13 protein-coding genes and 1 riboswitch are annotated in these 14,262 nt (G+C 68.3%); of the genes, 10 read left to right on the top strand and 3 right to left on the bottom strand.

Going from position 1 to position 14,262, the window contains the following annotated elements:
• Both L995_RS28750 and L995_RS28755 read right to left on the bottom strand, forming a co-directional pair.
• Positions 1–292: helix-turn-helix domain-containing protein (locus L995_RS28750; protein WP_047474789.1), on the bottom strand; the 292-nt coding region annotated here is incomplete at its 3' end.
• A gap of 148 nt (positions 293–440) precedes the next feature.
• Entirely contained in the window at positions 441–1,262 is an 822-nt protein-coding gene (locus L995_RS28755; protein ID WP_047474790.1) for a hypothetical protein, read from the bottom strand.
• Between the two features lie 205 nt (positions 1,263–1,467).
• Between L995_RS28755 and L995_RS28760 the strand changes: the two genes are divergently transcribed.
• From L995_RS28760 to L995_RS28795, 8 genes are all read left to right on the top strand, one after another.
• Positions 1,468–2,199, top strand: a complete 732-nt coding sequence (locus tag L995_RS28760; RefSeq protein ID WP_016453410.1) for a 2OG-Fe(II) oxygenase — start codon at positions 1,468–1,470, stop codon at positions 2,197–2,199.
• Between the two features lie 27 nt (positions 2,200–2,226).
• Positions 2,227–2,877 carry a DNA oxidative demethylase AlkB gene (gene alkB / locus L995_RS28765; RefSeq protein WP_047474791.1) on the top strand — a complete coding sequence of 217 codons (651 nt, stop codon included), beginning with the start codon at positions 2,227–2,229 and terminating at the stop codon, positions 2,875–2,877.
• Between the two features lie 14 nt (positions 2,878–2,891).
• Positions 2,892–3,566, top strand: a complete 675-nt coding sequence (locus tag L995_RS28770; protein ID WP_047474792.1) for a 2OG-Fe(II) oxygenase — start codon at positions 2,892–2,894, stop codon at positions 3,564–3,566.
• A gap of 12 nt (positions 3,567–3,578) precedes the next feature.
• Positions 3,579–3,897: riboswitch (cobalamin riboswitch) on the top strand.
• A gap of 121 nt (positions 3,898–4,018) precedes the next feature.
• Positions 4,019–6,145, top strand: coding sequence for a TonB-dependent receptor (locus tag L995_RS28775; protein WP_047474794.1), 2,127 nt, complete (start codon positions 4,019–4,021; stop codon positions 6,143–6,145).
• Positions 6,145–7,188 (top strand): ABC transporter substrate-binding protein, encoded by a 1,044-nt coding sequence (locus tag L995_RS28780; protein WP_047474796.1) that lies wholly within the window; start codon positions 6,145–6,147, stop codon positions 7,186–7,188. The genes L995_RS28775 and L995_RS28780 overlap by 1 nt, the downstream gene beginning before the upstream one ends.
• On the top strand, positions 7,175–8,260 hold the full coding sequence (locus tag L995_RS28785; protein WP_047474798.1) for a FecCD family ABC transporter permease: 1,086 nt from the start codon (positions 7,175–7,177) through the stop codon (positions 8,258–8,260). The genes L995_RS28780 and L995_RS28785 overlap by 14 nt, the downstream gene beginning before the upstream one ends.
• Positions 8,257–9,045, top strand: coding sequence for an ABC transporter ATP-binding protein (locus tag L995_RS28790; protein WP_047474801.1), 789 nt, complete (start codon positions 8,257–8,259; stop codon positions 9,043–9,045). Before L995_RS28785 ends, L995_RS28790 begins: the two co-directional genes overlap by 4 nt.
• Complete coding sequence (locus tag L995_RS28795; RefSeq protein ID WP_231574559.1) at positions 9,032–9,814, top strand: (2Fe-2S) ferredoxin domain-containing protein; 783 nt, start codon at positions 9,032–9,034, stop codon at positions 9,812–9,814. The genes L995_RS28790 and L995_RS28795 overlap by 14 nt, the downstream gene beginning before the upstream one ends.
• A gap of 4 nt (positions 9,815–9,818) precedes the next feature.
• Here the strand turns inward: L995_RS28795 and L995_RS28800 are convergent, their stop codons facing one another.
• A complete protein-coding gene (locus tag L995_RS28800) occupies positions 9,819–10,745 on the bottom strand; it encodes a LysR family transcriptional regulator (protein WP_013802414.1) in 927 nt (308 codons plus the stop codon).
• Between the two features lie 166 nt (positions 10,746–10,911).
• Here L995_RS28800 and L995_RS28805 point away from each other — a divergent pair, with 166 nt between their 5' ends.
• Positions 10,912–12,237 carry a serine hydrolase domain-containing protein gene (locus L995_RS28805; RefSeq protein ID WP_197065200.1) on the top strand — a complete coding sequence of 442 codons (1,326 nt, stop codon included), beginning with the start codon at positions 10,912–10,914 and terminating at the stop codon, positions 12,235–12,237.
• A gap of 126 nt (positions 12,238–12,363) precedes the next feature.
• Positions 12,364–14,196, top strand: coding sequence for a methyl-accepting chemotaxis protein (locus tag L995_RS28810; protein ID WP_047474808.1), 1,833 nt, complete (start codon positions 12,364–12,366; stop codon positions 14,194–14,196).
• Positions 14,197–14,262 lie beyond the last annotated feature (66 nt).

Raw genomic sequence — 14,262 nt, forward strand, 5'->3', positions numbered from 1 at the left:
CCTGCAGCGGGAACTGCGTGGCAAAGCCGGCGGCGGAGAACAGGCGATTGGTCTCCGCCTCCGTCAGCCGCAGATACTGGGCGCAGGCGGCCAGCCGGTCGCGCGAGCGCGGATTGGGCAGGGAAACCCCATTCCTCCAGTTGTTGACGGCTTCCCGGCTCAGCCCGATCTCGGTGGCCACCCCCGAAGCGCTGGCACGGATGCGGCGCATGTACAGACCCAGAAGATGGCCGAAATCCTCGTGAACGCCTGCGGCCACGGCGGGGCCCTGCTCGATTGCGGTGGGCTGCATCAGCGTTGGCCCTGCTCAAAAAGACGGCGCCTGATGGCGCATGTCCATCCTGCCGTGACGACGGTCGGTATCCACATCCTGTTCACCCTCTCCTGGGACTTTGCCGGATCTTGTGCAATTTGTTTCATTCTGCCGAGCGCGGATTGTCTCAGGATGCCGGGTCGCTGCCGCCCTGCCCCGCAAACTCCCGCCGCGCACTGGCCATCCGGTACAGCGGCAGCACGACCGCCAGTACCAATCCCAGGGCCAGCCAGAGCCACAGGCCCTTGCCTCTGAAAGCCAGGGCGGCAACGACGGTGAAGGCGACGGCCTCGCACAGTCCGCGAAAGCCTGCCCGCAGCATGAACAGGCCCGCGATGCCGTCCACCGGCGACACGCCGCTCTTGCGCAGGCTGGCCATGGTCTCCAGCAGGGCCTGCACGGACTCCTGGGCCTGGCGATTGCGCTCCTGGTCACGCTCGCGCAGTTGCCTGATGGCCATGGGCTGGGCGGGATTGCTGAGTGAGGTGCCATCGTTGCCCTCTTCCTCCCCCGGGCGCGGATAGACCTCTGCGTCGGGATCGACCAGCACCTGGCGCTCCGGGTAGCGGGCCAGCCAGGCATGGTGGCTGACCCATTGGCCGGCATCGAAGTGATAGCGCTCGCTCTCTCCCACCTGGTCGTAGAAGACATGCAGCACCGCCGCCTGCAGGCCGTGCTGGAACAAGGTCTCCAGCAGCCGCCAGGGCATGCCGGCCGTGGTGCGGGTGTCGAAGCCCAGCTCCAGATGCTGGGGATGGCCCAGGGCGCTGGCATTGGCCCAGTCGTCATCCCACAGCGCGGACCGGTCCAGGGCGGGGTCCAGCTCATGGATCCAGCGCTCGGCCTGCTCCCAGGACTGCCGGGCCAGGTACTGGCAGATCAGTTGCACGCGGCGCAGCTGCAGGGGCGTATCGAAGAACAGATAGAGGTGATGGACGTTGCTGGACATGGCGGGCCTGAGGCGTTTGCAGGAATGCCGCGATTGTTCAATTGCAGTTGCCAGCCGGCCCTCCCAGGCCTGTCCAGCACGCGGCTGGCAGGCGCTGCCGCCGGTTGACATTCTGTCCACTGCAAGAAGCGGGATGCAGGCGCTGCGGCGGCGCCCTAGACTGCGGCAATTGCCCACAGCGCCCATACCGCCAACCGCGCCCGCCATGCACAACCTCCGCCTTTTCGACAACGAAGCTTGCGAATCCGCCCCGCCCTGCCAATGGACGCAGATGGAGCACCAGCTCGACGAGCACGGCTGTGCCCGGCTGCCCGGCCTGCTGGACGCGCAGCAATGCCGTGACCTGGCGGCCCTCTACACCAGGGAAGACGGTTTTCGCTCCCGCATCGTCATGGCCCGTCACGGTTTCGGGCGTGGCGAATACCGGTATTTCGACTACCCCTTGCCACCTCTGCTGCAGCGGCTGCGCGAACAGCTGTATTCCCGCCTGGTGCCGGTGGCCAACCGCTGGAACCAGCGCATGGGGCTGGATGTGCGCTATCCGGACCGGCTGCAGGACTTCCTGGCGCGCTGCCACGCGCACGGCCAGTTGCGGCCCACGCCGCTGATCCTCCAATACGGCGAGGGCGACTACAACTGCCTGCACCAGGATGTCTATGGAGAGCATGTGTTTCCGCTGCAGGTGGTGTTGCTGCTGTCGCGGCCGGGGCAGGACTTTGCGGGCGGCGAATTCGTCATTACCCAGGCCGATGGCGACCGGCAACGGGCCGATGTGATGGCGCTGGACCAGGGCGATGCGCTGGTCCTGGCCGTGCGCCACCGGCCCGTGCCGGGGCGGCGCTCAGGCTACCGCCGCGCGGCCATGCGCCATGGCGTCAGCCGCGTCCGAAGCGGCCATCGCCATACCGTGGGGCTGATCTTTCATGACGCACTCTGATATGACGCACTTTGATGGACGGCCGGTATGAGCACGCTGGATCTTTTTGCCGATGAATCTCCCATGGGCATCGAACCCATTGGTCCCCGGTCCGTGGTGCTGCGCGGCCACGCCCTGCCTCATGCGGCGCCACTGCTGGCTGCGGTGGACGGCGTCATGGCCCAGGCGCCGCTGCGCCATCTGGTCACGCCGGGCGGCTTCACCATGTCGGTGGCCATGACCAACTGCGGCGCGCTGGGCTGGACCAGCGACCGGCGCGGCTACCGCTACAGCGCCATCGACCCGGTCAGCGGCCAGCTCTGGCCCGCCATGCCGGCCGTGTTTGCGCAGCTGGCGGGCGAAGCGGCCGCCGCTGCGGGCTTCGAGGGCTTCGCGCCCGACGCCTGCCTGATCAACCAGTACCTGCCCGGCAGCCGCCTGTCTCTGCACCAGGACCGCGACGAGCGTGACCTGGACGCGCCCATCGTCTCGGTGTCACTGGGCATGCCGGCCACATTTCTGTTTGGAGGGCTTGCGCGCGCGGACAAGACGGCCAGGGTGTTGTTGCAGCATGGCGACGTGGTGGTCTGGGGCGGCGTGGATCGGCTGCGCCACCACGGCGTGTTGCCGCTCAAGGACCAGCCCCACCCGCTGCTGGGCGGGCGGCGCATCAATCTCACGTTTCGCAAGGCGGGTTGAATGGCGGGGTCGACATGGATGGGCTGAACAGCAGTGATCGCTTCGCCGGCCTGGACTGGGGCCGCATTGCCACCCAGCTCGATGCAGAGGGCCATTGCCTGCTGCCACGGCTGCTGAATGCGGATGAAAGCCGCGCCCTGGCTAGCGAGGCGGCCATGCGCAATGGCCTGCCGCCCTCCCTCGACACATGGCGCCCGGTGCTGTACCGGCATCTGCTTGCCATTGCCAATCGCTGGCGTGCCCAAATGGACATGCAGCCTGCCCTGCCCGCCTCGTTCGAGGCCTTCGGGCAGCTGGGCCACCAGCGCGGCCAAATGCATCCGCAGTCGCACCTGCTGCATGTGGCGCAGGCGGGCCATGCGCCGCTGCGCTCATACAGCGAAGGTGCGGCGGTGTTCCCGCTGCAGCTGGTGCTGCTGCTGTCCCGGCCGGGCCAGGATTTCGAGGGCGGCGAATTCGTGATGACCGAGCAGCGCCCGCGCATGCAATCGCGCCCCATGGTGCTGCCGCTGGGCCTGGGGGATGCGGCCATCATCGCCACGGGGCCGCGCCCGGTGCGCGGTGCGGCAGGCTTTTACCGCGTGCATCTGCGGCATGCCATCAGCCGCGTTCACCGTGGCGAGTGGCTGGGTGTGGAGCTGCTGCTGCACGACGCGCCGCAGGCTACCGACGCGGGCCGCTGGCTATAATGCCGCGCCTGCAAAGGCATCCGTGCATCAGGTGTCCACATGCCAGCCATGGGGATGAAACGGGAACAAGGTGACTGCCAGCAAATGCTTTTTGCGCTGCCGGCACAGGCCTTGGCTGCCCCCGCAACGGTAAACAAGTCAAGGCGCTCCACGCCTGTCCCGCCAGTCTCCGCAACCCTGCGGAGGGGCGATGACAGGCTGTCACTGGTCCATGGCGTGGTCTGCAACATGCAGCTTTTCGCGGGTGGATTGGGAAGACGGGGCGCTGGGCGCAAGGCATGTCCTTGCGCCGCTTGTGAGCCCGGAGACCGGCCTGCTGCGTTTCGCGCCCGCTGAGCGGGCGCTTTCTTGACTGTCTGCGGGGTGCGGATGGCAATGTCCTGCACCCTATCCTTGCACGCTGGCTGGAGAGGCGGCAGTGCCTTGCTTTCGCATCAGGCGGTCGAAGACCGATGTTCGAAATGCATTCCTCCCTTTCCTGCGTTCCCAGCACCCGTGCTGCCGATTCCCTTTGCCTTCGGCTGAGCCCGCTGGCCCTGGCCTGCGCCTTCCTGTCCGCTCCTGTGCAGGCACAGACTGTCCTGCCCGAAGTGCAGGTCACCGGCCAGGCCGAACGCATCGGCCAGCAACTGGCCCAGCCTGCGCGCTCGGCCAGCCATACCGGCGTCTCCAACCAGGAAGTGCCTGCCAGCGTGGATGGTGTTTCTGCCGAGCAGATGCAGGAGCGCGGCGACTACGCCCTGGTGGACGCCGTCACGCGCACCGTGGGCCTGACGTCCAGCAGCACGCCGGGCAATGGCGGCCTGTCCTTCAGCAGCCGCGGCTTTGCGGGCGTGAACTCCGTGGGCGTGGCCGAAGACGGCATGGTGCTGGGCGTGGCCGCCGGCACCACGGCCTATCCCGGGGACAGCTGGGGCTACGAGCGCATCGACGTGCTGCGCGGCCCGGCCTCGCTGATGTATGGCAGCGGCACCATGGGCGCCACCGTCAACGCCATCCGCAAGCAGCCCAGCCGCACCAGCTCGGCCGAGGTGCTGCTGGGCGCTGGCACGGACGACACGCTGCGCGTGGGCCTGGGCGTGACCGGCGCCCTGGGCGCCTATGCCAGCTACCGCATCGACAGCTACACCGCGCGCAGCGCGGGCGAGCGCGACCTGGACCAGTCGCGCAACGGCAAGTTCATGAGCACGCTGCGCTTGGAGCCCACGAGCGACCTGCAGATCGACCTGATTGCCGACCGCAGCGTGCAAAAGCCCAGCCGCTACTGGGGCACGCCGGGCCTGGACGGCAAGGTGGTGGAGTCCCTGCGCGACCGCAACTACAACGCCGAAGACAGCGTGCTGCGCTATGCCGACGAGCGCCTGCGCGCCAAGGTGCAATGGAAGGCCAATGACTGGTTGACGGTGCGCAACGAGCTGTACCACGTGCAGTCGGACCGCCACTGGCGCAACATCGAGGCCTACGCGCTCAACCCCGCCACTTGGACCGTGGGCCGCTCCGACTACCTCGAAATCCTGCACGACCTGGAGCAGACCGGCAATCGCCTGGGCCTGAACGTGGACCGGGGATCGCACAAGATCGCCATGGGATGGGAGGCCGCACGCATCAACCTGCGGCTGTCCAACAACTCGCCCTATGGCGGCTCGTCCACGGTCTCGGCCTGGGACCCCGTGCATGGCAGCTGGGCCAGCCCCGATGTCACCAAGGCCAAGACCGAAACCGGCGTGACCCAGCATGCGCTGTACCTGGAGGATGCCTGGCGCATCAGCAACCGCTGGCTGGCCATGGCCGGCCTGCGCCGCGATGTCTACGACTTTGCCAGCCACTCGCTGGTGGGCGGCACGGATTTCAACAAGACGCTGGCCGCCACCTCCTGGCGCCTGGGCCTGACCTATGAGCTGGCCCGCGACACCCATGTCTATGGGCAGATCAGCTCGGGCCATGATCCCGTCAACAGCCTGGTCTCGCTGAACCTGGCCAACACGGCTTACAAGCTGAGCAAGGGCCGCCAGGCCGAGATCGGCATCAAGCAGCAGGTGGCAGGCGGGCGCGGCGAATGGACGCTGGCCGTGTTCGACATCAAGAAGGACAACATCATCACGCGCGACCCCGACCGCCCGGCCATCTCCATCCAGGGCGGCAGCCAGTCCTCGCGCGGCGCCGAGGTCACTGCCAACTTCCAGGCCACGCCCACCCTGCGCCTGGAGGGCAACCTGTCCTATGTGGATGCCCAGTTCGACACGCTCATCGAGGCCGGCGGCAACCGCGCCGGCAACCGCCCGCAGAACGTGGCCAAGACCACGGCCAACCTCTGGGGCCACTACCGTGTGGGCGCCTGGCAAGCCTCGCTGGGCCTGCGCTACGTGGGTGACCGCTTTGGCAACAACGCCAATACCGTGAACCTGCCCGCCTACACCGTGGCCGACGCCGCGCTGAGCTGGCAGGTGGACCCGCGCACCACCCTGAGCCTGATCGGCCGCAACCTGGCCGACAGGGTCTATGTGGGATCGAGCTACGGCAGCCAGTTCCTGGTCGGGCAAGGCCGCCGCTTCGAGATCGCGGCGCATATCCGGTTCTGATGGCCATGGCGCGCTCCCACCGCCTTCGCGGCCTTTGCACAGCCGCCCTGGCCGCCGCCCTGCTGCTGGCCGGCTGCTCGCGCAGCGATTCCAGCACCACCAGTGAACTGCCGGCACCGGCTGCCGTACCGCAGGCGCCCGTGACCGTCAATGTCTGCGGCAGCCCCGTGACCTACGCCAACGCACCGCTGCGCGCCGTGACCCATGACGTGAACATCACCGAGATGTTTCTCTTCCTGGGCCTGGGCGAGCGGCTGGTGGGCTACAGCGGTATCACGCAGGCCAAGCAGATCGACCCGGCCTTTCAGGCCCAGCTGGCCCGCGTGCCGCCGCTGGCCGAGCGCGAGATGAACCTGGAGGCCATCCTGGGCGCCTCGGCCGACTTCGTCTTCGGCGGCTGGAGCTACGGTTTTCGCCAGGGCCAGGTCACGCCCGAGGTGCTGCAGCGCCACGGCATTGCCTCATATGTATTGTCCGAATCGTGCATCCGCGTGGGGCCGCGCAGCCAGGTGGCGCTGGAAGACGGCCTGACCGACCTGCGCAACCTGGGCCGCATCTTCCGCATCGACGCCCATGCCGAGCAACTGGCGCAGGGGCTGGAGCGCGAACTCAAGGACCTGCGCGAGCGCATGCAGGGCGTGCGGCAGCGGCCTGCGGTCTTCGTCTACGACAGCGGCCAGGACATCCCCGTGACCGTGGGCCGCTACGGCATGCCGCAGGCCATGATCGAGGAAGCGGGCGGGCGCAACATCTTCGACGATATTCCCAGCAACTGGCCTGCAGGCAACTGGGAGGACGTGGTGCAGCGCAACCCGCAGTGGATCGTCATCATCGACTACGGCCAGCCCCATGCCCAGGGCAAGATCGACTTCCTGCTGGCCAAGCCCGAGCTGGCCGGCGTCGATGCCATCCGCGAAATGCGGTTTTTCGTCATGACCTATGCCGAGGCCACGCCCGGCCCGCGCAATATTGCGCGGACCCGCGCCCTGGCGCAGGCCCTGCACCCCGACCGCATGCCGGCGCCCAGCCATGCGGCCAACTGACTTCCGCTGGCCCAGGCGCCCGGGCGCCGCCCGCCTCTGGTGCCTGCTGCTGTTCGCGGCCCTGTTGCTGGTGATGACGCTGGCCATCACCTGGGGGCCCGTGGACATGCCGGCCGGCACGGTCTGGCGCATTGCCTGGAGCCGGTTGCTGCAGGCGCTGGGCATGCAGCCGCCGCCGCTGGAGGGCATCACGCCGCAGCACCAGCAGATCGTCTGGCTGATCCGCATGCCGCGCGTGCTGCTGGCGGCCCTGGTGGGCGCGGGGCTTGCCGTGGTGGGCACCATCATGCAGGCCATGGTGCGCAATCCGCTGGCCGATCCCTATCTGCTGGGCGTGTCCTCGGGTGCGTCGGTGGGCGCCGTGGCCGTGCTGGCCTTCGGTGCGCTGGCCTCGGCCGGCATGTACGCCCTCACGGCCGGGGCCTTTGCCGGGGCGCTGGCGGCCACCGTGGCGGTCTACCTGCTGGCGCGCTCCCAGGGCCGCATCCATGCCACGCGGCTGATCCTGGGTGGCGTGGCCATCGGCTATGTGCTGGCGGGCGTGACCAGCCTGATCACCCTGTCATCGGGCCAGCGTGACCTGGCCAATGCCCTGCTGACCTGGACGCTGGGCAGCCTGGCAGGCACGCAGTGGGAGGAACTGGGCATTCCCACCGCCGTGCTGGCTGCGGGAATGCTCTGGCTGGGGCTGCAGACGCGCCCGCTCAACGCCCTGCTGGCCGGTGACGAGGCCGCCGCCACGCTGGGCGTGGACACGGCACGGCTGCGGCGCGCACTGTTCCTGGCGGTGTCGCTGCTCACGGGCACCATGGTGGCGGTCAGCGGCGCCATCGGCTTTGTGGGGCTGATCGTGCCGCACGCCGCGCGCATGCTGGTGGGCACGGACCACCGGCGCGTGCTGCCCGTGGCCGCCCTGGCCGGCGCCCTGCTGCTGGTGCTGGTGGATCTTGTCGCGCGCACGGCCTTTGCGCCCATGGAACTGCCCGTGGGCGTGATCACCTCGCTGATCGGCGGGCCCTTCTTCGTCTGGATGCTGGTGCGCCAGCCGGTGCAGGGAGGGCGCGGCCCATGAAGCTGCAAGCCCAGGACCTGTGCTGGAGTGCCGACGCCCGGCGTGTCGACGCCCGGCGCATCGTGGACCAGGCCAGCCTTGCCCTGCACAGCGGCGAATGCGTGGGGCTCATCGGCCCCAACGGCAGCGGCAAATCCACCCTGCTGCGCATGCTCTACCGCGTGCTGCGGCCCGACGCAGGCTGCGTGCTGCTGGACCAGCGCGACATCCGGGACATGACGGCGCGCGAGTTCGCGGCCCAGGTCTCGGTGCTGGCGCAGGAGGCGCCGCAGAGCTTTGACTTCACCGTGCGCGAGGCGGTGATGATGGGCCGCATCCCCCACCAGTCCCCCTGGGCGGGCGACAGCGCCGAGGACCTCGCCTGCATGCGGCAGGCGCTGGCCCAGGTGAATGCCCTGTCGCTGGAGGAGCGGCGTTTTTCCAGCCTGTCCGGCGGCGAAAAGCAACGCGTGCTCGTGGCCCGCGCGCTGGCCCAGCAGCCACGGCTGATGCTGCTGGACGAGCCCACCAACCACCTGGACATACGCCATCAGCTGGAGTTGATGTCACTGGTCCGGCGCCTGCAGATCAGCAGCATCGTCGCCCTGCACGACCTCAACATCGCCGCCCACTACTGCGACCGTCTCTATCTCATGGAACAAGGCCGCATCGTTGCCCATGGCACACCGGCCCAGGTACTGACCCCGGCCACCATCGGCCAGGTCTACGGCGTGGCTGCCGAGGTGGACATCCATGCCGCCACCGGCCGGCTGCGCATCAGCTTCATTCCCGATGAACTCCTCTGAAACTTCCATCCCGCCCGGGCCCGACGCCGTGATCGTGCTGGGCCGCGGCGGCACGGGCGCAGCATCGCGCCAAAGCCTGATCGAACTGGCCGATGCCTTGCGCCAGACGCTGGAGCCGGCCTGCAAGGTCGTCACATCCTTCGTGGACAAGGCCGCACCCTCGCTGCCCGAGGCGCTGCAGCAATGCCTGCCGGCGCGCTCCATCGTCGTGCTGCCCCTTTTCTCGCCCGACGAGCCTGCCCTGCTGCGCTGGCTGCACAAGCTGGCCATGCGCTGGCGCTCGCAACTGCCGGACCAGACCGTGCAGGTGCGGTTTGCCGACCATCTGCTGGGCGCTGCGGCCATGCCCGCGCTGCTGCTGTCTCAGATGGCCCAGGCCCTTCAGGCCCCCGACATTGCCGAGACCGCTGGCGACCAATGGCAGCACGATCCCCAGGCCTGGTCCCAGGTGCCGGACCACCAGCACCACGCCCTGGTCTGCACGGGACCGCGCTGCACCGCCCTGGGCGCCGTGGCCGTCTGGCAAAGCCTGGGCGAGGCAGTGCAGGCCAGCAGCGAACTGCGTGCCAGGCTGCGCCTGCTGCAGACCAGCTGCCAGTACCCCTGCAACCATGGCCCGCTGGCCATCGTCTATCCGGACGGCGTCTGGTACGGGCGGCTCACGGCCGAGAATGCCGCCGAAGTGATCGAAACCCATGTGCTCTCGCGGCAGGTCTGCGCGGAGCACCATGTGCACGGGCCTGTGGAGCTGGGGACGCGGGCTTCGTGATGTCTCAGGGCTGTGCCGCCTCCAGCTCGGCCAGCCTCACCGCCACAAAATCCCGCAACGCACGCACCAGCGGCGTGAACTGCCTGCGGCTGGGGGCGACCAGGAACAGCGGCACGCACTCGGTCGTCCAGTCGGTGCACAGCGCAAGAAGGCGGCCCCGGGCCAGGTCCTCGGCCACGTCGAAATACGACTTGTAGGCAATCCCCCGCCCGGCCACGGCCCAGCGCCGCACGGCATCTCCGTCATTGGCCACATTGCGGCCGCGCACCCGCACATGGACGGGCTCAGGTACGGCAGCCCCCTGCCCTGCCGGCCAGAAGCTCCAGCGGTCGTGCACTTCCTCGCCCAGCATGAAGCACAGGCAGTCATGGCCGGCCAGGTCGTGGGGGGTGGCGGGGGCGCCGCGCTGCTGCAGATAGGAGGGCGCGGCGCAGAGCACGCGGCGGTGCGTGTCCGACAGCGGCAAGGCCACCAGGCTGGAATCCTGCGGCCTGCCATAGCGAAATGCCGCGTCCACAGGCTCGCTGTAGACATTGGCCGCGCGGTCGGACAGGTGCAGGCGCAGATCCACGCCTGCGTGCTGGCTCTGGAACTCGTCCAGCCAGGGCATGAGCACATTGCGGCCCAGGTCGGAGGGGGCGGCCAGTTGCAGCGTGCCGCGCAAAGCGGCCTGGCCGCCAGCCAACTGGTCGCGCACCTGGCGCAGGCCGGCCAGCGCGGGGCGGCAGTGCTCCAGAAACAGCTCGCCCTCCTGCGTGAGCCGCAGGCTGCGCGTGGAGCGCACGAACAGGGTCACGCCCAGCTCTGCCTCCAGCCGCTTGAGCGCTGCGCTGGCCGCAGCCGGCGTCAGGTCCAGGGCACGCGCCGTGGCCGAGAGGCTGCCGCTGTCTGCGGTGCGCACGAAGATATCCAGGTCTTGCAGGCTTTTCATGGGCGTTCGCCAGGCTTTGATTTTCAAAAACTATTTGAAGCTTAGTCCAACGAGAAAGCCATTTGTCGTGCTTGCGCCAACTGGGCGCAGGGCCTGGGATGGAAGCCGGCTTCCATCCTTTGGCAGCGGATCTTGGCGCCGGGGCAACCGTAGTATGGTTGCCGGCATGCAGCTCAAACATTTCGCCGGTGCCCTGGCTGGCAGCCTTGTGTTCGCCACAGCCACGGCAGGGGTCACCGCAGCCAAGACCCCCTCCTATCCCGATGCCGATGCCAGCGACCCCGCAAAGCTGGGCTGGATGGTGGGCTCGCCGCCGTCGCCGGACCGCATGCTGCGCTTCGACGACGGCTCCTATTTCCAGTTTCCCGCCATGCGCTGGAGCGTCTCGCACTTTCGCCAGCTCATGCCCACGGTGAATGTGTCGCGCGGCCTGGCGCCTGCAGCGCCGCTGGCCCAGGCGTTGCGCGACGACATCGACGATCTGCGCTTCACGCCATTGGGTGCCAGCCAGCCCATGACCTGGCGCGATTCGCTCAAGGCCAACTACACCGATGGCATCGTGGTGCTGCACAAGGGCCGCGTGGTCTATGAGCGCTACTTCGGCGTGCTCAAGCCCGAAGGCCAGCACGGCGCCATGTCGGTGACCAAGTCCTTCGTCGGAACGCTGGCGGCCATGCTGGCTGCCGAGGGGCAGCTCGACCCCTCGCGCCGCGTGTCGGAATACGTGCCCGAGCTGGGGGCCTCGGCCTTCGGCAATGCCACGGTGCGCCAACTCATGGACATGACCACGGGCATTCGCTTCAGCGAAGACTATGCGGACCCCCAGGCCGAGGTCTGGGCGCACGCGGCCGCGGGCAACCCGCTGCCCAAGGCCAAGGACTACACCGGGCCGCGCAGCTACTACGAATTCCTGCAGACCGTGAAGCCCGAAGGCGTGCACGGCAAGGCCTTCGGCTACCGCACGGCCAATACCGATGCGCTGGGCTGGGTGCTGGCGCGCGTGAGCGGCCAATCGGTGGCCGATCTGCTGTCCGAGCGCATCTGGAGCCGCCTGGGCGCCGAGCAGGATGCCTACATGTCGGTGGACTCCACGGGCACGCCCTTTGCAGGCGGCGGCCTGAACCTGGGCCTGCGGGACCTGGCGCGCTTTGGCGAGATGCTGCGCAACCGGGGCCAGTTCAACGGCCAGCAGATCGTTCCCGCAGCCGCCGTGGACGATATCCGCCGGGGCGGCGATGCGGCGGCCTTTGCCAAGGCCGGCTACAAGCTGCTGCCGGGCTGGACCTACCGCAACATGTGGTGGGTCACGCACAACGCCCATGGCGCCTTCGCAGCGCGCGGCGTGCATGGCCAGACCGTCTACATCGATCCCAAGGCACAGATGGTGATTGCGCGCTTTGCCTCCCATCCGGTGGCTGGCAATGCGGCCAATGACCCGACCTCGCTGCCCGCCTACGAGGCGCTGGGCCGGCTGCTGGCTGGGGAGCGCTGAAGCGCTGAAGGGGCGCGAATTTCCCGCATAGGCTTCGGCGGCCAGGGGGCACCGCCTGCAAGAATGCGTATTGTCAAGAAAATTTGCTAACGTATGTAGCATCTTCTTGCAATAAGTAATTCTTCTATGTTCCAGTCCCTGCGTGCGCGACTCATCGCGCTCAGCGTGGCCATCGTCACCGTGGCCATGCTGGCCCTGGCCATTGCCAACTTTCTCACGGTGCAGCGCCATGTGCTGTCCACCCTCGACGACCAGAGCCGCCAGCTCGTGAACGCCCAGGCCCAGGTGCTGGGCGAATGGGTGGCGACCAAGCGCCTGCTGACCCATACCCTGGCCCAGGCCGTCGATACGCCGGAGCCGCGTGCCGTGGTCCAGGCGCTGCGCGACGGCGGCGGCTTCTCGGATGCCTACTTCGGCTACACCGACAAGCGCATGTTCTTCCTCAACGAGATGGCTGCCGACTACGACGTGACGGCCCGCCCCTGGTTCAGGCAGGCGCTGAAGGAAGGCCGCCCCATCGTGACGGCGCCCTATCTGTTTGTCTCTCCACCCGAAGTGGGCGTGACCTTTGCCGAGCCCGTGGGCCCGGCCGGCAATCCTGTCGCCGTGGTCGGCACCGACGTGCTGCTGACCACGGTGGTGCGCACCGTGGGCGCCATCCGGCCCACGCCGGGCAGCTTTGCCTTCTTGGTGGATGAGGCCGGTGCCATCGTCACCCACCCCGATCCGGCACTCACGCTCAAGCCCGTCTCCGCGCTCTCGCCCCAGTTGCGTGCCGACGCCATCCAGGCCCTGCCCAAGGAGGACACCGGCATGCGCACGGCCGTCGGCGGCAAGGACTTCCTGCTCTACGGCCAGGGCGTGCCCGGCACGGACTGGCAACTGGTGGTGGCCGTGCAGCGCGACGAGGCGCTGTCCGCGCTGGGTTCGCTGCTCAAGGTGTCGGGCGCCATCGTTGCCATTTCGCTGATCCTGGCGATTGCGCTGCTGGGCGCCGTCATTGCCCGCGTCACGCGCCGGCTGGCCGTGGTGCGCGATGCGCTGGAAGACATCGCCTCGGGTGACGGCGATCTCACGCGCCGCCTGTCGGTGCAAGGCAATGACGAACTGACGCAGATCGCACGTGCGTTCAATCACTTCACCGACAAGATCGCCTCGGTGCTGGTGCGCATCCGGGAATCGTCCGAGACCGTGCGCCATGCCTCCACCGAAATCGCCAGCGGCAACCAGGACCTGTCGGCACGCACCGAGCAGCAGGCCAGCTCGCTGGAGGAAACGGCTGCCGCCATGGAGCAGCTCACGGCCACCGTGCAGCACAACGCCGAGAATGCGCGCCAGGCGCGGCAACTGGCCAGCAGCGCCTCCGACATCGCCACGCATGGCGGCACGGTCGTGGACCAGGTGGTCCGCACCATGGGCGGCATCGAACAATCCTCGCACCGCATTGCCGACATCATTGGCGTGATCGACTCCATCGCGTTCCAGACCAATATCCTCGCGCTCAACGCCGCTGTGGAAGCAGCCCGTGCCGGTGAGCAGGGCCGCGGCTTTGCCGTGGTGGCCTCTGAAGTGCGCACGCTGGCCCAGCGCAGCGCCACGGCCGCCAAGGAAATCAAGGCGCTGATCGATGACTCCGTGGGCCAGGTCGATGCCGGCAGCCGGCTGGTGCAGGACGCAGGCGCCACCATGGGCAAGGTGGTGGAAAGCGTGCAGCGCGTGACCGCCATCGTCACCGAGATCAGCAATGCCAGCCAGGAACAGAGCACGGGCATTGCCGAGATCGGCACGGCCGTCAGCCAGATGGACCAGTCCACCCAGCAGAACGCGGCCCTGGTCGAAGAGGCCACGGCCGCGGCGCAGTCGCTGCAGCAGCAGGCCGCGCAACTGGCGGACGTGGTGGCAGGCTTTCGGCTGGACAGCGAATCATCCCGGTCCAGAAGCATCGCCCTGCATAGGTGAAATCGGCGCCGCACGGCAGGCAACCCACCGCCGTGCCCCACCGCCCTGCCCCGGCGGCGCCGGTCC

This window comes from Delftia sp. ZNC0008, from assembly GCF_000799035.1.
GTDB lineage: Bacteria > Pseudomonadota > Gammaproteobacteria > Burkholderiales > Burkholderiaceae_C > Comamonas > Comamonas tsuruhatensis.

Coding starts and splice junctions, on each gene's coding strand:
- L995_RS28795 (WP_231574559.1), top strand. CDS start 9,032: ATGAACTCCTCTGAAACTTCCATCCCGCCCGGGCCCGACGCCGTGATC.
- L995_RS28805 (WP_197065200.1), top strand. CDS start 10,912: ATGCAGCTCAAACATTTCGCCGGTGCCCTGGCTGGCAGCCTTGTGTTC.
- L995_RS28770 (WP_047474792.1), top strand. CDS start 2,892: ATGGATGGGCTGAACAGCAGTGATCGCTTCGCCGGCCTGGACTGGGGC.
- L995_RS28780 (WP_047474796.1), top strand. CDS start 6,145: ATGGCCATGGCGCGCTCCCACCGCCTTCGCGGCCTTTGCACAGCCGCC.
- L995_RS28800 (WP_013802414.1), bottom strand. CDS start 10,745: ATGAAAAGCCTGCAAGACCTGGATATCTTCGTGCGCACCGCAGACAGC.
- L995_RS28775 (WP_047474794.1), top strand. CDS start 4,019: ATGTTCGAAATGCATTCCTCCCTTTCCTGCGTTCCCAGCACCCGTGCT.
- alkB (WP_047474791.1), top strand. CDS start 2,227: ATGAGCACGCTGGATCTTTTTGCCGATGAATCTCCCATGGGCATCGAA.
- L995_RS28755 (WP_047474790.1), bottom strand. CDS start 1,262: ATGTCCAGCAACGTCCATCACCTCTATCTGTTCTTCGATACGCCCCTG.
- L995_RS28810 (WP_047474808.1), top strand. CDS start 12,364: ATGTTCCAGTCCCTGCGTGCGCGACTCATCGCGCTCAGCGTGGCCATC.
- L995_RS28760 (WP_016453410.1), top strand. CDS start 1,468: ATGCACAACCTCCGCCTTTTCGACAACGAAGCTTGCGAATCCGCCCCG.
- L995_RS28790 (WP_047474801.1), top strand. CDS start 8,257: ATGAAGCTGCAAGCCCAGGACCTGTGCTGGAGTGCCGACGCCCGGCGT.
- L995_RS28785 (WP_047474798.1), top strand. CDS start 7,175: ATGCGGCCAACTGACTTCCGCTGGCCCAGGCGCCCGGGCGCCGCCCGC.